This window comes from Ancylobacter dichloromethanicus (genome assembly GCF_018390645.1).
GTDB lineage: Bacteria > Pseudomonadota > Alphaproteobacteria > Rhizobiales > Xanthobacteraceae > Ancylobacter > Ancylobacter dichloromethanicus.
The window spans coordinates 747,273-772,190 of sequence record NZ_JAHBGC010000020.1 but is presented as its reverse complement, the minus strand read 5'-3'; the positions used below and the strand labels follow the sequence as shown (position 1 = coordinate 772,190).

Sequence of the window (24,918 nt, the reverse complement as noted above, 5' to 3'; positions counted from 1 at the left end):
GATCAGCCCTTTTTCGTTGCCTTGATCGCCTTCGTGATAGCCCTGCGAGTGCGGGGGCGGACTTTCTTGCGGTTTGCTCGGTACGACACATAGAAGAACGGCTGAGCGGGTCTCTTGCCGGCAAGGGTGCCGTATTCGACGCCTAACGCATAGTCGTATGTCGCGCTGGCACCGTCCCTCACAGGTTTCGTCGTCGCCTCGCCGCCAGCTTCTATGTCAATCGCGAAATCCGCCACTCTTGGCGACTTGCGGATTGTACTTTTCAAAGCGCCGGTCTCTTCAGGCACCAGAACCTTGGCCAAGGCAACCATTTCGTCAGCGCTTTTGTCCAGAGCCGTAAACACCTCCTTGCGCACCGCCGCAGGAATCGCCTTCAGCCGGCGGCGCAGCCGTTCGAGGTCACGCGGCTTCTTTGCCATCCCCGGCACCCTCGTCGAACACAGCTACGGCGGGGGCTATGCCGTATAGCGCCGCCTCAATGATCAGGGCGGCGAGTTCCGCATAGGGCGCGATGGGCTTCTCATCCAGGAGGATCGCAACAGCGGAGCGGCCAACGCGCGGCGGGCGGTGCCCGGCGATAGCCCCTTGCATGTTGAGGATCCATTTCACCTCGCCGGGCGTCAGTGTCGCATATTCCAAGGTGATCTCGACATCACGGCGCGACCACTGTCCCTCCACGAACCGGCGCAGCGCTGCGAAGGCCGACCCGCCGATCTCGGCATCCAAGTTGCCAAGCACCGAACGAGGGATGCCCATCCGCTGCCTGGTGCCGTCGAACACGGCGTCAACATAGTCCTGCATGCGACTTCCCCTTTTCGAGGCCGGATAGCCTTTCGACCTTCATTTTCGCGATCAGTGCCATGTGAAACCTTTTTTCTACCGGTTTAGCCAAGCGTCAGGACGGCACCGGTGGCCGGTCAGGACGGGTTTTCGATCCCATCTCCCCCCCGCCAACAAAATGTCCTCAATTATGCACGCGCGTTTGTTTTATGGGGACGCCGGTACTGAGGCAGGGCAGGTTTTTGACGCCACCCCCCCCGGCGACAGGAAGACCGGCGGCGGCCCGGCTGAGGACCCGATAAGCCGGGCCGCCTCGCTGACGATGATGTACCCAACGCGGCCACCGTCATGCGTTCTTGTGTCTGAGAGGTTTGTTGAGCATCACCACGCGGCCACGGCCCGGGTCGGCGAGCTTCACCACCCGCACGCCGCGCACCACGTCGATTTCGGCGAGCGGCATCGCCGGCACGGTCACAAGCGAAAGTTCGAAAACTTCCACCTCCAGGAACCGCATGCCGCCGTTCACGATGGCCTCGACCTTGCCCGGCACCGGGCGGAAACCAATGGACACGCCCTTGATAATGCCGGCCTTGATGCTGTCCCATGCCTCGTTCACCCGGTCCTGCAACAGGCCGGGGTTCTTCACGAGCGGCAGCTTGGCCTTGAACCGCACCCCGTCCTTGGTCGGCGCCATCAGGGACGCGGTGCCCACCGGCTTCGCGTGATCGTGCTGCCACAACAGGGGGATGGGGTTTTTCACCCGGACGCCGCGCGGCTCGATGATGTCGCCGACGCGGTCGAGGACGCCGGCCGTGGCGAGCCCCTCGATCTCCCGCATGTCCTCGCGCACGTCCCGCACGATCAGGCGCGATTCCATCCGCACGATGCGCGCCGCCCGGTCCATCAGTAGGGCACCCCGGCGATGTAGGCGACGGCGCCGGCGCGGCGCATCTGCCACCGCAGGAAGCGGATGACCATCACGCCGATGCAGTTGGTTTGAAATAGGCTCACCACGGTCGTGGCGGTCGGGTCGACAGAGTTGCCGGTCGGATTGTCGAGCATCTGCAGCGACGCCTCGCGGGAGACGGTCGCCTCGGCGCCATCGTCCGCCACCTGAAGCTCGGCCGCGTCCAGCGCCACGATGATGTTGCCCTCCGGGCTCTCGCCGTCCTTCGCCATCTCGATCGTGGTCAGCACCGGGATGCCCCAGATCGCGCCGCCGTTCGGCCCCATGGTGATGTTGCCCCATCGGGGATTGTCCAGGCTGGCGATATGCGTCGCCGAGCGCCGCGACATGATGATGTACGGCGCAGCCATGTCCGTGGTGATGAGGTCGAGAAGGCGTTTCAGGTCGCTTGCCACCGCGTCCGCATCGTCGCCGCTCGCCGTGATGCTCGGGGCGTCATAGGTGATCGAGGCGGGCGAGACGTTGCCGCTGCCGGCATGCGTCGGGTCGAGAAACTGGCCGTCCGAGAACTCGACGATGCCGGCGGTGATGTCCTGTTCGACAAGAGCTTCGGCGTCCGGCGCGAAAGACCGCACGATTTCGTCGGTGAGCACGACGATGCCGCCGATCTTGGACCGCTGCATGGTGCCTTCGGAAAAGGCCATGGCGCGCACCGCGATGGCGCCGCCCTCTTCCACCCACGCCGCCGGCACGCCGGCTGTTGCGATGGGATAGCGCACCTCGAAAGGCACCTTGCGATAGCCCTGAATGCGGCCCAGCACGGTGCGCGGCCGGATCACGCTCACATATTCGCTCACCAGCACGTTGATGCCGACAAGCTGCTGACCCCACGTGCTGCCGCCGCTCGATGCGGCCGGCACCGCGTCGCGGGTGATGAGGCCCAGGTTCTTGGAGTTCGGATAGCGCGCGGCGAATATCTCGCGCGCCTCGCCGGGCGTTTCGGCGCTGCCCTCGGCCATCACCCATCGGATGAAATCTCGCGCCCGTAGGTTCGATTCGTATGCCCGGCTGATTTCCATGTGGTTCATTCGGAACCGCTCCCAGTAATGATTTGCACCAGAACTAGCACAGAGCTTTGCTGAAAAGCGTTATGCGTAACGCTTCACCCATAGGGTCACCAATTTCGCCAGCGCCTCGGCTATTCGCGCACGGTCTTCTGCATCCCACTCGCCTAGAAGACCTTCCGACACCAGCGCATCCGCGAGCGGCCCTAGATCAACCGCCACTTGAAGCACCGCAGTGTGGCGTTTAGCTCGCGCGCGGTAGCGTCTTTGTCTCTCAGCGGCAGCGGAATGGCTCATGCAGATTGCCTTCTCAGAACGTTAATCTGCAAAAATGCGAGTTTTTGAACGGCGCCGGTCTTCAATCGAGGCCGTTTTCGGCTCGATCCTCCCCCCCGGGGGGAGGGTGCGCCGGCGATCAGCGCGTCAATCGCCCGCCGCCCTCTGCTTGCAATCCGGCCCGTCACGGCTCGGTGGCCACTCGCTGGGCATGTAGCGGCCTGTCACCGGGTGGGGCCGTCCAGCGAAGGGGCGGGCGGAATAGGCGATGGCGCGCAGCGGCAACTGCGCTTCCTTCGCAACGGTTTCCCATGCCGCCCATTGAGCCGAGCCGAGCTCGACCATCACGCCGCCGGCGAAGTTCGTCGCCAGCGCCCGGCGCAGGGCTTGGACAGCCTCGCTCTCAGGCGCCCTCGGCTTGAGCCGGACGGTGAAGTTCTTGAACGTTCCGCGCAGATAGGCCGATGGATCGGTCATCTTGCGCCGCTCCTTGGCGCAGATCGCCCGATAGGCCGGGATCGCTGCCACAGCGGCCTTGCGCTCGCCCTCGGTCAGCTTGAGCCACTGGCGATGCCCGCGGTGCTTCGGCCAGGCCTGGGAGGGGCCGTACTCGGCGAGGAAGGCCAGATAGGCCGCATCCTCCTCCCATCCCTTCGAAGTCCCCTCACCCTCCGCCCCCTTGGGGGATATGGGGGTAACCTCTACTTCAAGTGAGGTTTCTGGTGGTGTCACCAGTGACACCGGCCCCATGTCATTCTGACCATGCTTGGCGTGGTCAGAATGACCATGGCCCAAGCCCACCGCAGGAGCGCGTCGAAGCGCGGCCAAAACGGTGGCGCTGCTGAAGCCCTTCAGCTGATATTCGCAGGTCGTGTTTGAACCGTTCTCCCGCGCCCTGGTGAATATATCGATTAGGCCTATCGCCTCGAGGTGTCGCAACTGGCGCCAGATCGTTTTGCGCGACTGCTCGCTATTGTCGGCCAATCGCTGGAGTGAGGGCCAGCAGCGACCATGCTCGTCCGCATAGCCAGCGAGGGCGAGAAGAGCGGCCTTCGCGCTTGCGTTGCCCGCCTTCTGCGCAAGCGCCCATGTTGTCGCTTCGCTACTCATTCGGCTACAGCCTGACGCACCCGATCAGTTACGGGCACGCCGCAACGGCGCCATGCGTCAAGAGCCGTCAGCGCAGTTGCATGGGACAATCCATCCCAAACAACGCAGCCCCGCCCCTCACCATCGAAGTACTCGATGAGATAGACCCGCCTGCCCGAGTGCTTACCGCCTTGCACGACACCATCCGACAACACGGCTCGATCGCGTTTTGGGAAGTCAACAACCACACCCATTAGTTCGCCACTCCCACGCGCAGGGGGCAAACATTCCCTTGGAACTGTAAGCGGTTCGGGGTATCTTCGGACTTGATCGCGCTGCCAAGCTGATCGCTATTCCGAAGCCCGCTCGCCACGCCCATGGCAGCGGGTTTCTCTTTATCGGCCATCCGTCAGGCAGCCTTTTTGGGGTGCTGGTCGCGACTGGCGATCCGCGCCTCCTGCCAGGCGCGAACTTCGCTTTCGAGCCAGCCGCGCGCCTTGGCTGTAAGAGGGACCGGGCGCGGAAACTCCCCGCGCGCCATCAGGTCGTAGAGTGAAGATCGCCCCAAGCCTGTCGCGGCCTTAACGTCGTCAAGGCGCAGTAACTTCAGCATTCGTGCCATCCTGAATCGTGCCGCGCGGTGGCGCGGCGTTTGCGGATGGCTACGGACTATACGCAGGGATTTTCTTTGCGCATCAAGTCCCGATAGACAATGCAGCCTCAGTCCCAGTGGGAATTGTCTATCTCAGGCCGTAGGCGCCTCGGACAATCTTCAGAACCGCATCGGAACGGTTCGCAACAGCTTCAAGTTCCCCAACGCTTGCCAGCACGATCTCGACGAGCCGACATAGGGGCGAGCCTCCTTTGGGCGCAGCGTCGAGCCCCTTGTCCCGTAAAATGGCGGCGAGATTGAGCACCAGTGAATGATGCGGATGTCGGCGACGCCCCAGGGGAATGCGGTTTTCTGCCGTGGCCAAGGCCTGCGTCATTTCCGCGAGTGCATGCGTCGTCGAGGACCGACAGCCGGGTGGAGCAGCTTGATCTATTACACCGCGAAGCGGACCAAGCGCCCCCGCCTGCAGGTCACTAAACAGATCAAAGCATCGTCGGCGAAGCGACTCTATGCGCTTCCTCGCTGCCTGGGGAGAAGGGTGTTCACTGCTGGCGTTCCTGAGGATGAGATAGAATCCGGCCTCTCGCTCGATCACCGCAAGGTCCAGCATTGGGAACCAGCGACCTAGCTCACTTTTGCTGGATGCCGAAAAACTCAGCATCCAGCCACTTGCGCCAAAAGGGGATTCTGTAAGCGGCATGCGACCCTCTACCCCCTCGCACTCGATCGGCAGAATGTCGCCCAGTCTTCCATGAGCCGGCGCCTCTTATCGAACAAGTCGCCGCGACGGTACGCGGCCTCTACCTTGTCGCTGATGGTGTGAGCCAATGCAGCCTCGGCGACTTCGCGGGGGCAGTCTGTCTGTTCGGAAGCCCAATCCCGGAAGGCAGATCGGAACCCGTGGACCGTCAGCCCTTCGGTTCCATCCATGCCCCGAACCAGTTGCAACATCGCCATGTTCGACAAGCCGCTCTTGGCCTTGGCGCCAGGGAAGACGAATCCACCATCTTCGCGCGGCAGAGACCGCAGCATCTCGACCGTGCGCGGGGACAGGGGCACTCGATGCTCTCGCCCGGCCTTCATGCGTTCAGCCGGCACGGTCCAACTGGCCTCGCCCAAATCAATCTCGTGCCACCGAGCGCCGATAACCTCGCCGGTACGTGCCGCGGTCAGAATGGTGAACTCCAGCGCCTTCGCCGAAACGAAGGGCTTAGCGCGCAGCGCGGCGACGAAGGCAGGCACGCGAAGGAAGGGCAGGGCGCCGTGATGCTCAACCCGCCGTACCTTCGCCTTGGACGGCAGCAGCTTGTCGAGGTGCCCGCGCCATCGGGCCGGGTTCTCGCCTTGTCGATACCCGCGCGCCTGCGCCCAATCCAGCACCGCCTCGATGCGTCCTCGCGTCCGGGACGCGGTTTCGGGCTTCACCCGCCAAATCGGCTCGAGCACCTTCAACACCAGCGCCGTGTCAATCTGGCCGATGGCAAGATCTCCGACGATCGGGTCCGCATAGGACGTGAGCGTGTTCCGCCACTGGTCCCGGTGCTTCGGGTTTCGCCAGCCGGCTTCATGGGCGGTCACGTATCGCTCGGCGCAATCCCGGAACGTGACGTGACGCAGCCGGGCCGCTCGCGCTTCCGCGCGCTGCTTCGCCCTCGCGTCGATAGGGTCGATGCCCTCGCTTGCCATCCGGCGGGCGCCCCGCGCTGCCTCGCGGGCTTCAGCGAGTGTCACATCGGATAGCGAGCCCAGCCCCATTTGCCGGGCGCGCCCGTCCAGCATGAACCGAAAGAGCCAGGACTTTGTGCCGGCCGGGGTCACTTGCAGCCAAAGCCCGCCGCCGTCACCATACCGGCCCGGCTCGGCGATCCGGGACACCTGCAGGGCCGATAGCTTGCCGTAACCGCGCATTCTCGATCCTTCCGCCTAAGCGGATCGCCCACAACTCAGCCCACAAATATGAGCCGGATTGCAGCGGATTCTAGCGGACATCTTCGGACGGCGGAAGCCATGCGGCGCTTGGAGTTTGCCGCTTATTGTGGACCGTGGCGGACACACATGGATTAGGCGGAAGGGGACACCCCTTCCGCCAGCCCGCCGATTGCACGTTATGGCGCGATATTCTGCGAGATAGCGACTCAAACACCGCCGATTGCCGCATGGGCTTCCAACGCGGATATTGAACACGACGTCCAGCCTGCCCCGTACCGGCAGGAGTCGCCAATGGACGGTTGGTGACCAAGGCCGAGAGCCACCCGTAACTGGACACTCAGTCTTGCGCTGTCGGTCGGATGACAATGCTGCCGACGTCGACATCGGCCGGCTGCTCCATCGCGTAGGCGATGCCCCGAGCGATCGAAGCCGGTGGGATGGCTACATTGGAAGCCCGTTCTCCAATCGCCGCCTTCACGGTGGGATCGGTTATTGAGCTTGCAAAGTCGGTCGAGATCATCCCCGGCGAAACCTCGGTGACCCTCAGATTCGGTCCTGCTTCCTGCCTCAAGGCTTCGCTGATGGTCCGCACTGCGTTCTTGGTCGCGGCATACACACCCATGGTGGGGAGGATTTTGATGCCCGCGGTCGAGACGATGTTGATGACGTGGCCCGACTGTTGACGCTGGAAGACGGGCAACACCGCAGCGATGCCGTAGAGCGTCCCACGCAGATTGACGTCGATCATAGCGTCCCAGTCCTCGACGCGCAGCGCATCGAAACGAGATATGGGCCCAATCCCGGCATTGTTCACAATGACGTCGAGCCTGCCGCCATGCTCGATTGCCAATGCGACGAGCGCTTCAAGATCGCGCCGGTGGCTGACATCGGTCACCTTGTGTACGGCCTTGCCGCCTGCAGCGGTGATCTCGTCGACGATCGCTGCGAGCGCCTCCTCGCGGCGAGCCCCTAGCACGACAAAAGCCCCGCGTTCTGCGAGTAGTTTTGCCGTCGCGCGGCCGATCCCGCTGCTTGCGCCCGTGATGACGACGACCTTGCCTTCGATGCCCAATGCGATTCTCCTTCATTGAATTCATCGAAGAAGATATGCACTTGGTTTAAGATGTTCTATGCTCGATTATCCATGAATTTATCGAGATCGTCTAAGGCTGTGACTGACCCGCTATCGGATGTCCTCAACGTTCTTGGCGCAAGGGTGATCCGCCGCACCCGGCTGGAAGCCGCAGGACAATGGGCCCTCGCATTTCCAGCTCTCGACCGGCTCAAGTTCGTGGCACTGTTGCGGGGAACCGCCTGGATGATGCTACCGGCGCGGGCGCCGCAGCTCATGAGCGCGGGGGATGTCTGCCTCCTCGGACGCGCGGCCTATGCGGTGGCCAGCGACCCAGAGCTGCCTCCCCTCGATGGCCAGACCTTCTACGGCGCCGACTGCGATGCCGCGCGTCTCGGGGGTGACGAGACGGTCGCGATCGGGGGAGCCGTCTCGTTCGATCCGGGGAACGCGGATTTCCTGCTCGGCATGCTGCCGGACTTCCTGTTCGTTCCCCGATCCTCGGCGGCATCCGGTGCGATGGCGACGATCCTTGGGTTGATGGAAGGCGAGGCCGAGCGGGACATCATCGGTAGGGAAATCGTCAGTGCCCGGCTCGCCGATGTGTTGCTGGTGGAGGCGATCCGCGCCTATGCGGGGAGCGTCGAGCAGGTCGAGATCGGGTGGCTGGGCGCTCTGTCAGATCCTCGGCTCGGTCGAGTCCTTCGCGCCATTCATGGGGGTATCGCGCAACCATGGACCGTGGCCCAACTCGCTGGCGAGGCCGGTATGTCGCGGGCTGCCTTCTCCGCTGAGTTCACGCGCCGAGTGGGACAACCGCCGCTCAGTTACGTACGGGCGTGGCGTCTGACCATCGCTCGTGCGGCGCTCACACATGGTGAGGAGACCGCCGCGAGTGTAGCGAGTAAAGTTGGCTATACGTCGCAAAGCGCATTCGGCCACGCTTACAGGCGCGCATTCGGCGCGCCTCCAAAAGCTGATGCTCGATCGTGAGGAGCAGTAGCTTGCCAGCCCATCACCCTGGAAGCCGGTCGTCCCTCTTAACCACCAGACCCAGCATTCGGGGAATGCCTGATAGCCCTAATGGACTGAGCAGATCAGCCCGAAACCAAACCGTGCGGCGTTAGAGGGCTATAGCGTAGACGTAGTGCTCATCATCGTCGGGCGCGGCCCGCCATTGACCTCACTTAAGGAGCTGACGTCGAGGGGTTTTCGGGTTCGGGGTTGCTAATTACCCCACATTTCGCTCCACAGTTGTTCGCCCCTGCCTGCCGGGATCGGCCCCTCGGGAACGCGCGTGGGAATGGCACGCGCCCGAGCCGCTCTTCGCCTCCCGGTCGCGCCGAAGCCCGACATCACTGTGCGATCATCGAGCCCACAGCGATCGGCGCGCCGCTGAGGGCGGGGTGTGACTATCAGGGCAACGTCCTGACGGCTGCCGGCCTGAAGCTGGTGGCATTCGCCGTCGTGCGGCCGGGAGAATTGCGGCCGATGCAATGGCGCGAGATCGACGTGGAGAGCGCAGTCCGGTCGATCCCGCCCGAACGCACGAAGATGCAGCGTCCGCACAAAGTCCCGATGGCGCGGCAGGCGCTCGCCGCGCTCGACGAGGTTCGCCCCTCACCGGATCAGGTCATTGCGTCTTCCCGACCTGCGCTCGAATGATCGGGGGATGAGCGAGAACGCCTGACCCCTCACTTCAGCGACAAAGCCAGCCCACTCAGATCAAGGCTGACGATGACGCCCTTTTGCTCGCCGCTCAGCTCCAAAATGGCGCCGTTCTGATTCGTCAGGATGACCACTTGCGCGCCTTTTCCGAAGGCGGCGCCAGCACCGCCCTGAGCATAGACCCCCGAAACGTCAGACGGACGCTTGATATTTTTGACCGTTCCACGCAACCGTGTCTCGGAAGCGCCGAAGGTCAAGCCATAGCTCAGCCCGCCGACCGAGAGTGGATATTTGCGCCCCTGAAACGTCAGCACGCCGTCGCCGGCCGATCCTCCGACCACGAACCCGGCCTTCACGATACGGATGCTGATTGAGCCATCAGCGGCGCTCGCCATCGATACGGCGCCGATGAGCGTAGCCAATGCGAGGAGCCCGACCCGTAGTACCGACAGGACTTTCATCGACGATGCCTTCCAAACTAGAGCGATGTGCCATGTTGCCATCGCTGGACAACGCCCACTCTGGCGTTTCGTTGCGCGACAATCAACCGCGAGACCGAACGTCTTTTCGCCAGGGTTCATGCAGCACGCGCGCCCACTCCGGCGGCCGATGTCGTTGGTGTGCGGCTAGAACGCTGGCCCTGAGTTGACGATGGCCGAACCCGCGTGGAGGGGGCCGGGGGCGGCGAGCCGCCGCGATGAAGAATCGTCCGTCGCTCAATAGGTGGAGAGGGGCAGGGGCGTGGGCGGGGCGGTTGCGCCGGGGCCCAGGGAACGCTGCACCATCACGCTGTCGGCCCAACGGCCATAGCGGTAGGCTACCGCCGGGAGGACCCCCACCCTGACGAAGCCGAACCGCTCGTGGATGGCGAGCGACGCGGTGTTGTCGCCATCGATATAGCCGATCATCTGCCGGAAGCCGGCCGCCGCGCAGGCATCGATCAGGCTGCGCATGAGCCGGCTGCCAATGCCGTGGCCGATGTGCCGGGGATGGACGTAGATGGAATGTTTGACAGTGTAGCGGTAGGCCGGGCGCTTGCGGAACAGCACGACATAGGCATAGCCCACCACCTCGCCGCCCCGGACCGCCACGATATGGGGAAACCGCCGGTTTTTCAGGTTCTTGCGCCGCTCCCGCAGATCGTCGGGCTGCGGCGTGTCGTTGTCGTCCACCCCCTCCTCGACGCCCCGGCGGATGTGATGGCGGTAGATCGCCAGCATGGCATCGACGTCGGAATCCCGCGTCGGGCGTATGATGACCGCGTTCTTCTGCTCCATGAGCGGATCGGATTCCTGACTATTCGGCAACAACATACGTATACAGCCGGACGCGACCGGTGGCATCGGTTTCGCGATAGACGCCCTGTATCTCGACGTCAAAGCCCGGAAATGTGTCGAAGCAGGCTTCAAACATCCGGAGGTAATCGATCATCGGCTGCGCGCGCTCGGTGAGCCTCTCGCCGGGGACGATGGTGGCAATGCCCGGCGGGTAGACCACGAACGGCGTGGTGGCGATACGCCCGGCAATGGCGTCGATGGGCAGGTAATCCACGTCGTTGCGCACCAGGCAGCGCGCCGCATCGTGGGGAGACAATGCGATATCGGGCAAGTGCTCGGCCGAGAACTGCATGGCCTGCAGCGCGCTGACATTGGCGTTGCGGAAAAAGCGGTGCATCTCGCCGCACAGGTCGCGCAGGCGCACGCCGGCATAGCGCGCGGGCCGGCGCCTGTAGAACTCGGGGATGACGTCTTCCAGCAAGGCGTTGTCGTCGTGCAGCTTCTTGAAGGCGACCAGACCGCTGATCAGCGTCCCGGCCTTGCTCGATTCAACGCCCGGCGTCAGCAGGAACAGCAGGGAATTGAGGTCGTTCTTCTCCGCGACGATCCGATTCTCGCGCAGATACTGCGCCACCACCGGGGCCGGGATGCCGTGCTCCAGATAGGCGCCGGTGGCGCGATCGAAGCCGGGCGTCAGCAGCGTCAGCTTGTTGGGATCGGTCATGGCGAACCCGGTCGTCATGCCGGCATAGCCGTGCCACGCGGCGCCCGGCGTGAGATGCCAGAAGGCCGGATTGGTGGCGAGCTGGTCGGTGGAAACGCTCTCCCACGGCACGTCATGCACGGCGCCGGGGCTGGATGCATCGGGAATCGCCACCCGGTCCGGCACGAAGGGCTCGAAGAACCAGCGGCGCTCGGGGCGCTGTTCCTTCTCCTCGAACTCCCGGCGCACGGCGCGGATCTTCTTGCGCAGCTCGATGCCGAGGCGGATCGTATCGTCCCACAGCACTTCGCCGGAACGCCCCTTCATCATCTGCGCACCCACGTCGAGCGAGGCGAACAGCGGGTAGAAGGGCGAGGTGGAAGCATGCTGCATGAAGCTCTCATTGAAGCGCCGGTGTTCCACCCGCCGCTTCTGGCCCTTGATGTGCCGGTCCTTCATGTGGATCTGCGACGCCTGCGAGAAGCTCGCGAGCTGCTTGTGGGTCGACTGGGTGGCGATGATGCCCGGCGCGTCCGGTCCCAGATCCTTCAGCCCCATGGCGAAGCGCCCGGCATAGAGCGGATGGAACTTCATGAAGCCGGCCCAGGCCTCGTCGAACATGATGTAGTCGCACAGATGACCGATCTTTTTGAGGATCATCTCGGCATTGTGGATCGTGCCGTCATAGGTGCACTGCTCGACCACGGCCACGCGGAACGGGCGCGGCTTTTGCCAGGCGAGGGGATCCGTCACCAGCGGATGGGTGCGGATGCGCGCGCGCAGCGCCTCTTCGTCCAGCGCCGCGAAATCCATCGGGCCGATCAGCCCCCAGGCATTGCGCACGGTCGGCACATAGACCGGTATGCCGCCGGAAATCATCAGCGCGCCGTGATGGGCGGCCTTGTGGTTGTTGCGGTCGAACAGCACGAGGTCGCCATCGGTGACGAGAGCGGAGAGCGCGACCTTGTTGGAGGTCGAGGTGCCGTTGAGCACGAAATAGGTCTTCTCGGCGCCGAATATCCTGGCCGCTTCCTTCTGCGCGGCGAGGGCCGGGCCCTCATGGGTCAGAAGGTCGCCGAGATCGAGCACGGAATTGTCGAGGTCGTCGCGGAACACCGCTTCGCCCAGGTGCTCCATGAACACCCGGCCGATCGGGCTGCGCGAGTAGAACACGCCGCCATTGTGCCCGGGGCAGGTCCAGAGCTGGTTGCCCTCTTCGGCATAATCCACCAGCGCGCCGAAGAACGGCGTCTTCAGCGTCTCGGCATATTGCTTGAGCCGGCTGATGAGGTTCTTGGCGATGAAGGCGGGGGTTTCCTCGGAGAGGAAGACATAGCCGTCGATGAAGTCCAGCACCTCCACCGGCACGTCTTCGAACCGCTTGCGGCGGATCAGCAGGATGATCGGGAAGTCGAGGCCGCGCCGGCGCATCAGGTTGATGAGGGAAGCGGTCTTGCCCTCCATGCCCTTCTTGCCCCAGTCCACCATCATGCAGCCGATGGCGGCGTCGGTCTGAACCGCGATCTCGGCGTCCTCGATGGTGCGCGCGCGTACCACCTCGAAGCCGGAACTCTCGATTTCCGCGACGATCTGGTGATAGCGGGCGCCTTCCAGATCATCCGCATCGAAGGCGGGGGTCGCGAAAAGGAAGTTGAAGCGTTTGAAATAGTCCATCCGGGCATCCGCTCCTGTTGGGCTTCGACGCGACGTTTCGACGTGCCTCATGACGAGCGCACGACAATGCGGCGACAAGCCTGGAGGGAGAGCGAAGCACGCAGCCGGCGAGAGCGCGATCCGATCAGACTGAACCAATCCGATCGGTAGATCGCCCTCTCACTCTAAGACAGAGAACGCGTTATCCGATCAGTTTGCGGTGCGAGTTGAGCGGCGCATGCCCGATTTTTTGTCTTTACGCATTTTCTTCACGCGAACCGGAACCCACTTCGCTCGAAAATGCTCTAGCCGAGCCAGAACGGCTCGGCATCGATGAATTTCCGCCAGCTGCGCCGCAGCGCCTCGGCGGTCTCGATGCGGTCACGTCCCTGCCAGCCGGTGATCGCGCCGATGGCTTTGTGGACCTGCGGAAGCGACGTGCTCTCCTCCACCTCGCGCAGCAGAGACTGCGTGGTGGTGATATCGTTGTCGATACCGAGAATGTCCTGAAGCCGGGACATCCGCTTCAGATATTTTCGGGCGGCGCCGTCGCGGTCGTAGAGCGGCAGCAGGAACTCCGCCCCATAGCGCAGCTTCTTCAGCGTCAGGCGCAGCTCATGGCGGGCCGTCGGCCGCAGCTTTCGGAAATTATGCCCCTGTTTCAACGCCTTGCGGAGCAGGCGGGTCAGTCCGCGCCCGGCGAAGTCGCGTGCCGGCTGGGTGAGCACGGCGAGGGCATCGACACCGATATCGTTCCGCCAGCTTCGGCGCTCGATCACCCCGCCGAGCGACAACAGGAAGCGGGTGCATTCAAGATCGATCAGATCGACCCGCACGGCCTGATAGCTGACAGCACGGGGCGAGACGGTGGCGGATCGCAGCTCGGTGAAGTCGACGCCCGGCAAGTTGGCGCGCTCGATCTCGGCGATGGTCGTTGTGGCGAACACGTCCCAATTGCGGGCAGGCCCGAGGGCTCCCGCCAGCCGTTTGGCGTCAAGGCCGAGGGATTGGAGCGCCGAGGCGGGGACTTCCTTTTTAAACAGCGATATCGCGGTGCGCAGACGCCGCAGCGCGACCCGCAGCTGATGCACGCCCTCCGGGTCCTGACCATGATGCGCCGCCATCAGATTCGCCATCACATGGCGCTGGCAGGCGTTCAAGACCTTGGAGATCACCTCGTCCGTGGTATCGGCCGGCCCGATGCCCGTCGCGAACGCCTTTTCGGCTGTGGGCGAGGTGCCAAAGGCGAGCGCATAGCCCCGCTCGGCCTTGCTTTGGAACCCGATGCGGACGGGACCCTGCTCCAGCAGGGACAAGGCCAGCTCGTAGAGCGCACCCGCCCCGCCGGCTTTCAGTTCCAGCTCGATCTCGCAGACGGCTTCCGCCTTTTCGCCGACGCTCAGCGTTCCCTCGTCGAACGCGACCTCGATGACGGCGCCGCCAAACTCCACCATCTGTATATGGCGGCGGATCTTGGTGGAGAACACCGGCGCGAGTTCAGTGCCGGGCAGCGCGGCGAAGGGCGCGCCCAGATCGGCCAGTGGCAGCGCATCGAGCTGAGGGGCGATATCCGGCACCCGCGCTTCCATCTCCCGCCGCTCGAGCGGGCTCCCCTCTGACGCCAGCTTCAGCGTCTGGACGAACTGCTTGCCGCTGCGCCGGACGCGCAGCGACGCGCCCTGCCGGGCGAGGACCGCGTCGGGGGTGTCGTAATAGGTCGCCTCCAGGCGCCGGACCACGCCCTTCGACGTGGCGTTGCGCGCAATCACCGCGGCTTTGAGGAGGAGCTGCAGGGTGGCCGGATCGGTGAACAGCTTGAGTTCGACCTCGCGTCCGGCTCCGGCCGGCTCCGGCACGTCCACCTCGCCCTGCAACTGAACCTCTGTCGTTTGCTCCGACATGTCGTCTCTCCGCTCGTCCGGGCACAAGCCCGTTTATCGCCACGAAGAGGCCACCTCCCGTCAGCTTGAAGGACCACGGAATAGCGGCTCGGACTGTCACATAAAAGTAGCATTCGCCGTCACGGGGCTCCGGGACGAAGCCCGCACGGCCCGCAAACCCCCGGGGGAAATCGCCGCGCCGAGCGACGCCGGAATATTGTGTTCCACCGCACGATGGATCATTCTGGCGCACCGGATTGGAGTCGGCAGAGAATTTTTGGACTTTGGAACCCCCCCCTTGTCACCCTTTCCGAGGCTCGAGGCCCTGAGGGAATCCGGATTTACGCCATTGGCGACATCCACGGGTGCCTGCCTCTCCTCGACAAACTTCTGCAGAAGATCGAGAACGATACCGCACGGTCAAAGCCGGACGACAGGCGGATCATTTTCCTTGGCGACTATGTGGATCGCGGCGCGGACTCCAAGGGCGTCATCGACCGTCTGATCACGCTTCAGGCAGCGGATCCCCGCTACATCACGCTGGCGGGAAACCACGACATGGAATTCCTCGCCTTTCTCGATCATCCCAGCATCGACGGCGTGTTCGTCAATAGCGGCGGCAACGTCACGGCGCGTTCCTATGGCGTGAAGCTCAACCGATCGAAGCTGAAGACAGAAGCCGATCTCGAACAGGTGCATCAGAAGCTGGTGGCGGCGGTGCCCTCCTCGCACGTGCACTTCCTGAAAGGGCTGCGGCACGCGGTTTCGTTTGGGGACTATTTCTTTTGCCACGCCGGGGTTCGGCCCGGAACGTCCCTGGACCGCCAGGACCCCGACGATCTCCTCTGGATGCGCGCGCCCTTCCTGGACTCGTTGATGCCCCTGGAAAAAGTGGTGGTCCACGGACACACGATCAGCGCCAAGCCTGAGGAGCGGATCAACCGCATCGGCATCGATACCGGCGCCTATCGGACCGGCCGCCTCACCGCGCTGGTCATTGACGGCGACCACAAGGCCTTTCTGTCGAGCAAGCCGTAGGCCCGGCAACCGGCCATCTGGCTTCGGGCATGAGGCGAAGATGTCGGAGTTCTCCCGTCTCGATCGTCGGTGTCTGAAAGCACCAGTTGCGCGTGCCCGGAATCGGCACCACGGCAAGCCCGAACACGGCGGAACAGCGGCGAGAACCGTCAGCTTTGCTTTACCGGCGAAGCAGGCACCGATGCTCTGACGAGGGGCTCCGGGATAGGCTGGGTGAGCAGCCGGTCCCGGCCCGACATGAGGTCTCCCTGGACCTGCTCGGACAGGCGCCCGGCGTCACGCTGACGGATATCTTCCGCCGCCTCCTCGACCTCGGCTTCGGCAAACCCCAGCACACGCAGGCCTTCCGCTCCCATCAGATAGGCGGATTCCACCGTCTCGCGAATCTGATAATCGACGCCGGCGCGGATCAGTTCGACAGCGTGCCCGCGATCATAGCTGCGCACCAGAAGCCTGGCCTGCGGGAATTCATGCTGCGCCAGTTCCACGATCTGCAGCGCGGCCTTCGGATCGTCGATGCAGACCATGATCGCATCCACTTCGCCCGCGCCGGAGTGGCGCAGGGTGTCGAGACGGGCACCGTCGCCGAAGAAGACCTTGAACCCGTAGCGGCCGGCATCGCGGATGCGGTCCGGGTCCCGGTCGATGACGGCGAGGTCGATGCCCCTGGACAGCAGAAGCTGAGAGGCGATCTGGCCGAAGCGGCCGAAGCCGATGAGGAGGATCCGCCCCTTCAGATCGTGCGCGACGTCGACGCCGTCCATTGACGCCCCGGTACGCAAGAGCCGGTCGGCGGCTATCATGAACAGCGGCGTTATCGCCATGGACAGGATGACGACGGTGACGAACAGCGCATTTTCCCGCGCGTCGATCACGCCGCCCGCCATGGCCGCGGCATAGAGCACGAAGGCGAATTCTCCGCCCTGCAGGAACATCGACGTCCGGTGCACGGCCTGATGGTTGGAGCCGCCATACAGGCGCGCGACCGCGTAGACGACGGCGCCCTTCGCCACCGTGAACGCGGCCAGCATCGACAGCAGAAGCGGCCAGGCGGCCGCGACGACGGAAAGATCGAGCGACATGCCGACGGCGAGGAAGAACAGTCCCATGAGCAGGCCGCGAAACGGTTCGATGTCGCTCTCGATCTGATGGCGGTAACTGGAACTCGACAGCATCACGCCGGCGAGGAAGGCGCCCATGGCCATCGACAGGCCGGCCGCGTCCATCAGCAGCGCCGCGCCAAGGACCACCAGCAGCGCCCCGGCCGTCAGCACCTCCCGTGTTCGCGCGCGCGCCAGCAGGGCGAAGAAGGGGTTCAGTCCCCAGCGCCCCACCCCCAGCAGCGCCGCCAGCGCAGCCGCCGCCACCAGAATGTCGGTCCATCCGGCCTGCCCGTGCGACAGCGGCGACAGAAAGGCGACCACCGCCAGAAGCGGCACGATCATCAAGTCCTCGAACAGCAGGATCGCGACCGATTTCTGACCCTCCGCGCTGGAGAGTTCGCCCCGGTCCTGCAGCACCGACATGATGACGGCGGTCGAGGAAAGAACGAAGCCCGCCCCGGCGATGAAGGCGACCGGGCCGGAAAAGCCGAACAGCGCGGCCCCCGCCAGCGCCAGGGCAGCGGTGGCGGCCGCCACCTGGACACAGCCCAGACCGAAGATCTGGCCGCGCATCGCCCATAGTTTTTGCGGGCGCAGTTCCAGTCCGATCACGAACAGGAACATCACCACCCCGAGTTCGGCGAAATGAAGGATCGACTCGGCATCGGTGATCAGGCCCAGCACCGACGGCCCGACCAGCAGGCCGGCGGCGAAATAGCCCAGGACCGAGCCAAGGCCGATCCGCCGGAACAACGGCACGGCGACGACAGCCGCTCCCATCAGCACGACCGCAGGTCCGATGATCTGCCCAAGACTCGCTTCAGCCATCGACTTGCCTTTCCGGTATGGTGTCTGACGCACGATGGCCTTGCAGAGGGCCAGCATCGTTTGTGGCACATGCCGTCGCGCTTCGCGATTGCCCCGCTTTCATCAGAAGGACCATCTTTCCAGTTCGCGCCACGCTAGTTGGCGGTGAGGGCGGACCAGATCATCAACGTCCCGAAGACCACGAAGATGATACCGGTCAGCAGACGTCCGCGCCTGGCATGCTCAGGACTACGGAGCCGTCGGACGAGGTGCCGGGCCCCGAGCGCGTAGCCGCCGAGAACGACGAACTTCACCAGGACGAAAGTCACAACCAGAAGGGCGAGCACGGACGGCCCGCTTTCCGCCGGGATGAACTGGGGGAACAGCGCGGCGAAGAACAGGACGGCCTTCGGATTGCTGACCCCCACACCGAACGAGTGGAGCCACAGCGCCATGCCGCCTCGCCCGGGGAGCGTCTCCACGGCGGCAGTCCCCTCTGGCGGCGAGGGGGAGCGAAGGTAGCTCCACCCCAGCCAGATGACGTACAGCGCGCCCAGCAGGCGCAGGCTCGTGAAGGCGAGGGGATAGGCGACGAGCAGAGCGCCCAATCCCACGGCAGAAAGTGTCGCCAGCAGCCCGATCGCGACAAGATCGCCGCTCAACGCCCCCACCGCGCGGCGCCAGCCAAGGGTGAGGGCGTTGTTCACCAGAAACAATGTCGATGGGCCGGGTGTCGCGCTCTGCGCCGCGCTGACCAGCACGTAGACGAAATACGAAGACAGTTCCATCGCGCACCTCGGCAACATGTCATCAAAGAAGCAGCCGGGTCGAATGCAGCCTATCCGCCCGGCGCCATGAACCCCGACGTGAAAACGCGGACGCGCAGGGGCCATCGGCAGGTTGACGGCGACACCAGCCGTTGCCGCAGGGCCGGACCGGAAAAGGATGGCGAGGCCGTCGATGCGGGTCCCCCCGACGCGCAACGAAATCCCCGCCATTCCCGATCTATCGACCTTAGGTCGGCACCGGCGTGTTGAGCAATTGCTGCTCCCACAGATACGCGATGCCGCTGCCGCCGGCATGCTGGACGATCACGTCGGTCAACGGGACGGCGGTGTCGATCCGCGCCCAGTCGCGCTGCCATTCGGCCGCTACCGCCAGCCAGGTCATCACGTTCGCGCCAGCGGCGATCATGCGCTGGATGGCGACCTGGTGGGCCTCGACGGAGACGCCGCCGGAGGCATCGGTGACCACGGTCACATCCCAGCCCTCGCCAAGGGCCTGGATCGCCGGCATCGCGACGCAGACCTCGGTCCATAGCCCTGCGATGATAAGCTGCTTGCGACCGGTCGCCTTGACCGCGTCGACAACCCTGGGGTCTTCCCAGGTGTTGATGAAGGTCCGGTCGATCACCTCCTGCCCGGGGAACACATCGGTGATCTGGGGAAAGAGCAGGCCGCCCCGCGCGGCGATCACGGTGGTGAGGATGGTGGGGACGCCGAAGGCCTTGGCGGCCTTCGCCAGACCGGCGGTGTTGTTGACCACCATCTGCGGCTCGTGGCTGTTCACATTCGCGAGCTGGTAGGGCTGGTGGTCGATGAGAACGAGCACGGAGTCTTCGGGACGAAGAAGCGAAGCAAGGCCATTACGGAAGGTCATCAAGACTTCCTTTCTCTGCCGGCAGCGACGGCAATGGATTCACGGGGAGGCATGCGCCAGCGGGCGACGTTGCCTGGCCGCAACTTGCTGTTCCTTTGGGAAATGGAATAGTGCCATATTCCGCCAAGCTGTGTCGCGAAACGGGGAACGCGAATTGGACATCGAGGATCTTCGCACCTTCGTTGCCGTGGCCGACGCCGGGGGCGTATCGGCCGCCGCGCGCCGGCTCGGCACCTCCAAGTCGATCGTTAGCCGGCGGCTCTTGCGGATCGAGGCGGAACTCGGCGTTCAGCTTCTTGCGCGGACGACCCGCGGCGCCGCGCTGACGGAAGCCGGGATGACCTTCAGGGAGCACGCCGCCCGTGCCAGCGCCGAGATCGACACCGCCCGGGAATCGATCCACCCGAATGGCGATCTGCGCGGCCGCCTGAGGGTTGCCATGCCGCTCTCCTTCGGCCCGACCCATTTCGCGCCCGCGCTCGCGGCGATGGCGCATCGGCACCCCCGGCTTCAGATTCATACCTCCTACAGCGATCGTTTCGTGGATCTGATCGCGGAGGGTTTCGACTGCGCGATCCGGGTCGGGTACCTTCAGGACTCCAACCTGATCGCCAAGCGCATCGGGCCGATCTTGGGAAAGCTCGTCGCAAGCCCGGAATATACCAGGACGCACGGTTCACCTCAGGCGCCGGATGAAGTCGTTACCCATCAGTCCCTGATGCAGGGTACGGAAGCGTGGCAGTTCATGGATGGCGACAGGATCGTCACGGTTCAGCCGCAGGGCAGGTTCAAGGCCGACAGCGCGACCGCGCTTGCCGCCGCCGCCGCCGCAGGGCTCGGCATCGCCTTGCTCCCCGATTGCGTCACCTATGACTACGTGACCTCCGGCGCGCTGGTTCCGATCATGACGCGCTATCCGCCTCCTTCGGCGGGCGCTTATGTCGTCCGCCCTCCGGGCCAGCATCCCGAGCGGAAAGTGCGGGTTCTCACCGAGATACTGATCGAGAGCTTCGAACTGAATCCACAGCTTTGGGGGCTCGGCACCGACGATGATCAACACGGCGCCTGACCCGCGGGCGGACGTTGCAGGGTCCTCGCCTCAGCCGCCCGATCCGGCGGCAGCGCCGGCGCGTTCCGAATATCGCGACACAGCTTGGTGCAACATGGGACTAATCGGACAGGCGCTCACCCGCTAGTTTGCGGCTCGGTTCGGCCTGAAGCCTTCACCCGGCCGCATGGTCGGGACCGATCGACATCAGGCCTTCGCTTCGGCGAGGCGAGGCTGTCCGGCGGCCCAGTTGAGGATGACGCGCATGAGTTGGAATCCGGCAATCGAACCGGGGTGCCCCGACGCGGTCGGCGTCGATGCGATCGAAACCCTGATCGTCCCACGTGCCCGGGACCTCGGCGGCTTTGAGGTTCGGCGCGCTCTGCCGGCGCCGAACCGGCAGATGGTCGGGCCGTTCATCTTCTTCGACCAGGCCGGGCCGGCCGAATTGTTGACCGGACAGGGCATCGACGTCCGGCCGCACCCGCATATCGGTCTCGGCACCGTCACCTACCTCTATCGCGGCGATTTTCATCACCGGGACAGCACCGGGGCAGACCAGATCATCCACCCGGGCGCGCTGAACTGGATGGTTGCGGGACGCGGTGTCACCCATTCGGAGCGCACCTCCGCCGAGAGCCGGCGCGGGCCGAACAGCCTGTTCGGCATCCAGACCTGGCTGGCCCTGCCGGAAAGCCAGGAGGATATGGCGCCGACGTTCGAGCACCACGGCAAGGAGACGCTGCCGGTGATCGAGGATCGCGGCCTCTCGGTCCGGCTCATCCTCGGGAATGCCTATGGCCGGAAGGCCCCCGCGACGATGCTCTCGGAGGCTTTCTATGCCGACGTGACGCTCGATGCCGGAAGCCGGCTGCCGATGCCGGACGATCACGAGGACCGGGGCATCTATATCGTCGACGGCTCGATCTCGATCGCGGGACAGGAATACGCGGCATCGCAGATGATGGTGTTCCGCCCGGGCGACCGGATCACGGTGGCGGCCGGCGATCGGGGCGCGCGGCTGATGATCCTCGGCGGCGCGACGCTCTCGGGGCCACGTTACATCTGGTGGAACTTCGTCGCGTCCTCCAAGGACCGCATCGAAGCGGCCAAAGCGGAATGGCGCGCGCAGAACTGGGGCAAGGGGCGCTTCGATCTCCCGATCGACGACCGGGACGAGCACATTCCCCTTCCGGACTGAAGGATGGATCGCGGGCAACGCCGATGCCAGATGCCTCATGGCGCTACGGCGAACACATAGTCCTCATCCTGGTCGCTCGCGGCCCGCCAGCCCGCGACCGACCGCCGATTGCCGACGACGCCCATCTCGGATGCGGCGCCGCTTCACCGCCGTCAGAGCGGGCCCATCATATAGGTGGGCAGCCAGGTGGCGATCTCCGGGAAGATGCTCAGGATCACGATGCCCAGCAGCATCAGCAGCACATAGGGCACCGATCCGCTCAGCACCTGCTGGGCCGGCACCTGCGGCGCGATGGCCTTGACCACGAACAGATTGAGCCCGACCGGCGGGGTGATGAGGCCGATCTCCATGTTGATGGTCAGGACGACGGCGAACCAGTAGGGATCGAATCCCGAGGAGACGATGATCGGGTAGAGCAGCGGCGCCGACATCACGATGACGGCGACCGGCGGCAGGAACATGCCGGAGACCAGCAGGAACAGGTTGATCAGCCCCATCAGCACCCAGCGGTTGACCTCCAGGCCGGCGATGGTGCCGGCGACGGTCTGGGTGATGAACAGCGAGGAGAGGGCGAAGGCGAACAGTTCCGCCGAAGCCATGATCATCATGATCATGACGCTTTCGCGCAGCGTCGACGAGAATATCTCGAAGATCGGCTTGGGCTGGAACAGCCGGTACATCACGATGACGACGCCAAGCGTCAGGAACGCGCCGGCGCCCGCCGCCTCCGACGGTGTCGCGACGCCGCCATAGAGCACGTAGAGCGTGCCGACGATGATGATGAGGAACGGCGTGACCTTGGGCAGCGCCGCGAGCTTCTGGCCGAAGCTGAAGCGCTTGTCGGCCTCGTCGAAATTGAAGTTCTTGCGGCGGCAATCGTACAGCGCCCAGGCCATGAACATCGTCACCAGCATCAGTCCCGGCATCACCCCCGCCAGGAACAGGCGGCCGATCGAGGTTTCGGTGGCGATGCCGTAGACGATCATCGTCACCGAGGGCGGGATGAGGATGCCAAGCGTGCCGCCGGCGCAGATCGACCCGGTGGCGACCGAGGCCGGGTAGCCGCGCTTGAGCATTTCCGGAATGCCCATCTTGCCAATCGCCGCGCAGGTCGCCGGGCTGGAGCCGGTCATGCCGGCAAAGATGGCGCAGGCACCGATATTCGACAGCACCAGCCCGCCGGGGACGCGGTTGAGCCAGCGGTCCAGCGCCTCGTAGAGGTCGCGGCCTGCCGGGGTGGCGGCCACCGCCGCGCCCATCAGCACGAACATGGGGATGGAGACATAGGCGAGGTTGGCGATGCCCGCGAACATGGTTTCGGCCAGCACCTCGAACACGCCGATGCCGTTCGCCAGCAGCAGGCCGCCAATGGCGGTGAGGCCGAGCGCGAAGGCGATCGGCATGCCGGTGGCCAGCAGCGCGAACAGCAGGCCGATGACGAGCACACCGGAGGACGTGGGGGAGAGGCTCATCACGCGTGACCCTGGGCTTGATCCACGCCGCACAGGCGGCGGACCAGTTCGGCGACATATTGGAGCGAGAGCAGCGCGAAGCTGACCGGCAGCGGCAGCAGCGGTATCCACAGGGTTATGGCGGCCACCGTCGAGGTGCGCCATTCATTGACATAGGCCTCGTGGAAGAACATCGCGCTGGCGATGGTCATCAGCACCGCGAACAGCAGGCCGAGCAGCGCGCCGAGGATGCCGAGGGCGCGCCGCGGCCCCGGCGGCAGCGCGATCTCGATCACGTCCACCCCCACATGGCCCTTCGTCTGCAGCACATAGGGCGCGCCGAGGAACATGGCGGCGGTGGCCGAGAAGACGACGAAGTCGGTCTGCCAGATGGTCGGGGCGCGGAACACATAGCGCAGGAAGATCATCTCGCAGATCACCAGCATCGCCGCGATCAGCATCACGCCGGCAAGGATGGCGGCCGTCCTGGAGACGAGATCGACGGCGCGCAGGAACAGGCGGATCATGGGGGTTTCGCTTGTCGGAGGGGGCGGGAGCGCGGCGGGCCGGCGGCGCCCGCCTCACGTGGAGCGAGCGGCCGGCGGGAGCCGGTGGCGCGGGCGCTCCGCGACCCCGCAGGGCCGCGGAGCGGGCGCGGTCACTGGACGGCCAGGGCCTTCTTGATCAGCTCGTCGCCGCCCTTCACCTTTTCGGCGAAGTTCTTGTAGGAGCTTTCCTGCGCCACCTTCAGCCAGGCGTCGTAATCGGCGGCGGACATCTCCACCACCTCGACGCCGGCCTTCTTGTAGGTGTCGATCAGCTTCTGGTCGCCCTTGCGCACTTCCTGCGCGAACCAGGCCTGGGCCTTCTTGCCGGCGTCGAGGAGGGCCTTCTGCTGCGCCGGATTGAGCTTGTCGAACACCTGCTTGGACACCAGAACCGGCTCATACATGAACCAGATGGCATTCTCACCCGGCGCCGTCAGGCATTTCACCTGCTCATAGAGGCGATAGGAGACGAAGCTCTCCGACGAGGTGTTGGTGGCGTCCAGCACGCCGGTCTGCATGCCCGAATAGATTTCCGACGAGGGCATGGAGGCGATGGAGGCGCCGGCGGCGGCGAGCATCTGCTCGAAGGCCGGGCCGGCGGCACGGGTAACCTGGCCCTTGATGCTGTCGGGGCCGGTGATGCAGCCCTTCTTGGAGGCGAACGCACCCGAGAGCCACGCATCGGAGATCACGATGGCGCCGTTCTTCTCGATGATCGCCTTGATCTCCTGCATGAAGGGCGAGTCATTGAGGCGCTCGGCGCGGTCGAAATTGCGCACCAGGCCGGGCATCAGCGTGGCGGAGAACTGCGGTACCCGGCCCGAGGCGTAGTCGAGCGGGAAGGACGTGATGTCGAGCTGGCCCTTGGTGATGGCGCCCCACTGCTCATTGGCCTTGAACAGCGACGAGCCCGGGAAGACCTGGATCTTCAGCCCGACATTGGCCGCCTCGACGTCGCGGGCGATCATCTGCACCATCTCGTCGCGGGGGTCGCCCTTGCCGCCGGGAAACTGGTGCGAGGCGCGCAGTGTGATGTCCTGCGCGAGGGACGGGGTGGCAAAGGCCAGCGCACTGGCAAGGGTGAGGCCGCAGCCAAGGGTCAGGGCGCGCGCAATCCGTCGCGTAGCGGTCATGGTTTCCTCCGTTTCGGCT

Annotated in this window: 24 protein-coding genes; 5 read left to right on the top strand and 19 right to left on the bottom strand. The window is 64.7% G+C overall.

Translation table 11 applies throughout. The features are described 5' to 3' along the window. Positions 1-2 precede the first annotated feature (2 nt). From KHC23_RS12340 to KHC23_RS12300, 9 genes are all read right to left on the bottom strand, one after another. Positions 3-419 carry an HK97 gp10 family phage protein gene (locus KHC23_RS12340; protein WP_213372889.1) on the bottom strand — a complete coding sequence of 139 codons (417 nt, stop codon included), beginning with the start codon at positions 417-419 and terminating at the stop codon, positions 3-5. Continuing rightward, the gene (locus KHC23_RS12335) at positions 400-801 is read right to left on the bottom strand and encodes a hypothetical protein (protein ID WP_213372887.1); all 402 of its coding nucleotides are present in this window, start codon (positions 799-801) and stop codon (positions 400-402) included. Before KHC23_RS12335 ends, KHC23_RS12340 begins: the two co-directional genes overlap by 20 nt. Before the next feature lie 325 nt (positions 802-1,126). Beyond that, positions 1,127-1,684 (bottom strand): HK97 family phage prohead protease, encoded by a 558-nt coding sequence (locus tag KHC23_RS12330; protein ID WP_213372885.1) that lies wholly within the window; start codon positions 1,682-1,684, stop codon positions 1,127-1,129. Further along, entirely contained in the window at positions 1,684-2,706 is a 1,023-nt protein-coding gene (locus KHC23_RS12325; protein WP_213372883.1) for a phage major capsid protein, read from the bottom strand. Before KHC23_RS12325 ends, KHC23_RS12330 begins: the two co-directional genes overlap by 1 nt. Positions 2,707-3,174: 468 nt before the next feature. Next, positions 3,175-4,137: a helix-turn-helix domain-containing protein gene (locus tag KHC23_RS12320; RefSeq protein ID WP_213372881.1), complete on the bottom strand. Its 963-nt coding sequence runs from the start codon at positions 4,135-4,137 to the stop codon at positions 3,175-3,177. A 388-nt stretch (positions 4,138-4,525) separates the two neighbouring features. Next, the gene (locus KHC23_RS12315; RefSeq protein ID WP_246544525.1) at positions 4,526-4,729 is read right to left on the bottom strand and encodes a helix-turn-helix transcriptional regulator; all 204 of its coding nucleotides are present in this window, start codon (positions 4,727-4,729) and stop codon (positions 4,526-4,528) included. A 127-nt stretch (positions 4,730-4,856) separates the two neighbouring features. Further along, on the bottom strand, positions 4,857-5,429 hold the full coding sequence (locus tag KHC23_RS12310; RefSeq protein WP_213372877.1) for a hypothetical protein: 573 nt from the start codon (positions 5,427-5,429) through the stop codon (positions 4,857-4,859). Between the two features lie 8 nt (positions 5,430-5,437). Next, positions 5,438-6,637: a tyrosine-type recombinase/integrase gene (locus KHC23_RS12305; protein WP_213372875.1), complete on the bottom strand. Its 1,200-nt coding sequence runs from the start codon at positions 6,635-6,637 to the stop codon at positions 5,438-5,440. Between the two features lie 358 nt (positions 6,638-6,995). Beyond that, positions 6,996-7,730 carry an SDR family oxidoreductase gene (locus KHC23_RS12300; protein WP_213372873.1) on the bottom strand — a complete coding sequence of 245 codons (735 nt, stop codon included), beginning with the start codon at positions 7,728-7,730 and terminating at the stop codon, positions 6,996-6,998. A 51-nt stretch (positions 7,731-7,781) separates the two neighbouring features. Here KHC23_RS12300 and KHC23_RS12295 point away from each other — a divergent pair, with 51 nt between their 5' ends. Further along, complete coding sequence (locus KHC23_RS12295) at positions 7,782-8,723, top strand: AraC family transcriptional regulator (RefSeq protein ID WP_246544524.1); 942 nt, start codon at positions 7,782-7,784, stop codon at positions 8,721-8,723. A 459-nt stretch (positions 8,724-9,182) separates the two neighbouring features. Next, positions 9,183-9,395 (top strand): hypothetical protein, encoded by a 213-nt coding sequence (locus KHC23_RS12290; protein WP_213372871.1) that lies wholly within the window; start codon positions 9,183-9,185, stop codon positions 9,393-9,395. Between the two features lie 29 nt (positions 9,396-9,424). Here the strand turns inward: KHC23_RS12290 and KHC23_RS12285 are convergent, their stop codons facing one another. From KHC23_RS12285 to KHC23_RS12270, 4 genes are all read right to left on the bottom strand, one after another. Continuing rightward, positions 9,425-9,859 (bottom strand): lipid-binding SYLF domain-containing protein, encoded by a 435-nt coding sequence (locus KHC23_RS12285; protein WP_213372869.1) that lies wholly within the window; start codon positions 9,857-9,859, stop codon positions 9,425-9,427. A gap of 255 nt (positions 9,860-10,114) precedes the next feature. Next, positions 10,115-10,675 carry a GNAT family N-acetyltransferase gene (locus KHC23_RS12280; protein WP_213372867.1) on the bottom strand — a complete coding sequence of 187 codons (561 nt, stop codon included), beginning with the start codon at positions 10,673-10,675 and terminating at the stop codon, positions 10,115-10,117. A gap of 19 nt (positions 10,676-10,694) precedes the next feature. Continuing rightward, complete coding sequence (locus KHC23_RS12275; protein WP_213372865.1) at positions 10,695-13,052, bottom strand: Orn/Lys/Arg family decarboxylase; 2,358 nt, start codon at positions 13,050-13,052, stop codon at positions 10,695-10,697. Between the two features lie 284 nt (positions 13,053-13,336). Next, positions 13,337-14,959, bottom strand: a complete 1,623-nt coding sequence (locus KHC23_RS12270; protein ID WP_246544523.1) for a CYTH and CHAD domain-containing protein — start codon at positions 14,957-14,959, stop codon at positions 13,337-13,339. 171 nt (positions 14,960-15,130) lie between these two features. Here KHC23_RS12270 and KHC23_RS12265 point away from each other — a divergent pair, with 171 nt between their 5' ends. Further along, positions 15,131-15,949, top strand: coding sequence for a metallophosphoesterase family protein (locus KHC23_RS12265; RefSeq protein ID WP_271188623.1), 819 nt, complete (start codon positions 15,131-15,133; stop codon positions 15,947-15,949). A gap of 149 nt (positions 15,950-16,098) precedes the next feature. Here KHC23_RS12265 and KHC23_RS12260 read toward each other — a convergent pair whose 3' ends face one another. The 3 genes from KHC23_RS12260 to KHC23_RS12250 form a co-directional block, all read right to left on the bottom strand. Next, positions 16,099-17,880, bottom strand: coding sequence for a monovalent cation:proton antiporter-2 (CPA2) family protein (locus tag KHC23_RS12260; RefSeq protein ID WP_213372863.1), 1,782 nt, complete (start codon positions 17,878-17,880; stop codon positions 16,099-16,101). A gap of 134 nt (positions 17,881-18,014) precedes the next feature. Then, positions 18,015-18,857: a LysE family translocator gene (locus tag KHC23_RS12255; protein ID WP_246544522.1), complete on the bottom strand. Its 843-nt coding sequence runs from the start codon at positions 18,855-18,857 to the stop codon at positions 18,015-18,017. A gap of 16 nt (positions 18,858-18,873) precedes the next feature. Further along, complete coding sequence (locus KHC23_RS12250) at positions 18,874-19,518, bottom strand: hydrolase (protein ID WP_213372861.1); 645 nt, start codon at positions 19,516-19,518, stop codon at positions 18,874-18,876. A gap of 154 nt (positions 19,519-19,672) precedes the next feature. Between KHC23_RS12250 and KHC23_RS12245 the strand changes: the two genes are divergently transcribed. Beyond that, positions 19,673-20,587: a LysR family transcriptional regulator gene (locus tag KHC23_RS12245; protein ID WP_213372859.1), complete on the top strand. Its 915-nt coding sequence runs from the start codon at positions 19,673-19,675 to the stop codon at positions 20,585-20,587. A gap of 244 nt (positions 20,588-20,831) precedes the next feature. Further along, positions 20,832-21,767, top strand: a complete 936-nt coding sequence (locus tag KHC23_RS12240; RefSeq protein WP_213372857.1) for a pirin family protein — start codon at positions 20,832-20,834, stop codon at positions 21,765-21,767. 152 nt (positions 21,768-21,919) lie between these two features. On the opposite strand, the gene KHC23_RS12235 is transcribed toward KHC23_RS12240, so the two are convergent. The 3 genes from KHC23_RS12235 to KHC23_RS12225 all read right to left on the bottom strand — a co-directional run bounded on the left by KHC23_RS12235 (position 21,920) and on the right by KHC23_RS12225 (position 24,899). Further along, positions 21,920-23,239, bottom strand: a complete 1,320-nt coding sequence (locus KHC23_RS12235) for a TRAP transporter large permease (protein ID WP_213372855.1) — start codon at positions 23,237-23,239, stop codon at positions 21,920-21,922. Next, entirely contained in the window at positions 23,239-23,745 is a 507-nt protein-coding gene (locus KHC23_RS12230) for a TRAP transporter small permease subunit (RefSeq protein ID WP_213372853.1), read from the bottom strand. Before KHC23_RS12230 ends, KHC23_RS12235 begins: the two co-directional genes overlap by 1 nt. 131 nt (positions 23,746-23,876) lie before the next feature. Beyond that, positions 23,877-24,899 (bottom strand): TRAP transporter substrate-binding protein, encoded by a 1,023-nt coding sequence (locus tag KHC23_RS12225; protein ID WP_213372851.1) that lies wholly within the window; start codon positions 24,897-24,899, stop codon positions 23,877-23,879. Positions 24,900-24,918 lie beyond the last annotated feature (19 nt).

Excerpts from the sequence above, each read along its gene's own strand:
- KHC23_RS12275 (WP_213372865.1), bottom strand. The coding sequence starts at position 13,052 with ATGGACTATTTCAAACGCTTCAACTTCCTTTTCGCGACCCCCGCCTTC.
- KHC23_RS12255 (WP_246544522.1), bottom strand. The coding sequence starts at position 18,857 with ATGGCGGGGATTTCGTTGCGCGTCGGGGGGACCCGCATCGACGGCCTC.
- KHC23_RS12240 (WP_213372857.1), top strand. The coding sequence starts at position 20,832 with ATGAGTTGGAATCCGGCAATCGAACCGGGGTGCCCCGACGCGGTCGGC.
- KHC23_RS12295 (WP_246544524.1), top strand. The coding sequence starts at position 7,782 with ATGTTCTATGCTCGATTATCCATGAATTTATCGAGATCGTCTAAGGCT.
- KHC23_RS12310 (WP_213372877.1), bottom strand. The coding sequence starts at position 5,429 with ATGCCGCTTACAGAATCCCCTTTTGGCGCAAGTGGCTGGATGCTGAGT.
- KHC23_RS12230 (WP_213372853.1), bottom strand. The coding sequence starts at position 23,745 with ATGATCCGCCTGTTCCTGCGCGCCGTCGATCTCGTCTCCAGGACGGCC.
- KHC23_RS12280 (WP_213372867.1), bottom strand. The coding sequence starts at position 10,675 with ATGGAGCAGAAGAACGCGGTCATCATACGCCCGACGCGGGATTCCGAC.
- KHC23_RS12340 (WP_213372889.1), bottom strand. The coding sequence starts at position 419 with ATGGCAAAGAAGCCGCGTGACCTCGAACGGCTGCGCCGCCGGCTGAAG.
- KHC23_RS12305 (WP_213372875.1), bottom strand. The coding sequence starts at position 6,637 with ATGCGCGGTTACGGCAAGCTATCGGCCCTGCAGGTGTCCCGGATCGCC.
- KHC23_RS12225 (WP_213372851.1), bottom strand. The coding sequence starts at position 24,899 with ATGACCGCTACGCGACGGATTGCGCGCGCCCTGACCCTTGGCTGCGGC.
- KHC23_RS12260 (WP_213372863.1), bottom strand. The coding sequence starts at position 17,880 with ATGGCTGAAGCGAGTCTTGGGCAGATCATCGGACCTGCGGTCGTGCTG.
- KHC23_RS12325 (WP_213372883.1), bottom strand. The coding sequence starts at position 2,706 with ATGGCCGAGGGCAGCGCCGAAACGCCCGGCGAGGCGCGCGAGATATTC.
- KHC23_RS12285 (WP_213372869.1), bottom strand. The coding sequence starts at position 9,859 with ATGAAAGTCCTGTCGGTACTACGGGTCGGGCTCCTCGCATTGGCTACG.
- KHC23_RS12250 (WP_213372861.1), bottom strand. The coding sequence starts at position 19,518 with ATGACCTTCCGTAATGGCCTTGCTTCGCTTCTTCGTCCCGAAGACTCC.
- KHC23_RS12335 (WP_213372887.1), bottom strand. The coding sequence starts at position 801 with ATGCAGGACTATGTTGACGCCGTGTTCGACGGCACCAGGCAGCGGATG.
- KHC23_RS12315 (WP_246544525.1), bottom strand. The coding sequence starts at position 4,729 with ATGCTGAAGTTACTGCGCCTTGACGACGTTAAGGCCGCGACAGGCTTG.
- KHC23_RS12235 (WP_213372855.1), bottom strand. The coding sequence starts at position 23,239 with ATGAGCCTCTCCCCCACGTCCTCCGGTGTGCTCGTCATCGGCCTGCTG.
- KHC23_RS12330 (WP_213372885.1), bottom strand. The coding sequence starts at position 1,684 with ATGGACCGGGCGGCGCGCATCGTGCGGATGGAATCGCGCCTGATCGTG.
- KHC23_RS12320 (WP_213372881.1), bottom strand. The coding sequence starts at position 4,137 with ATGAGTAGCGAAGCGACAACATGGGCGCTTGCGCAGAAGGCGGGCAAC.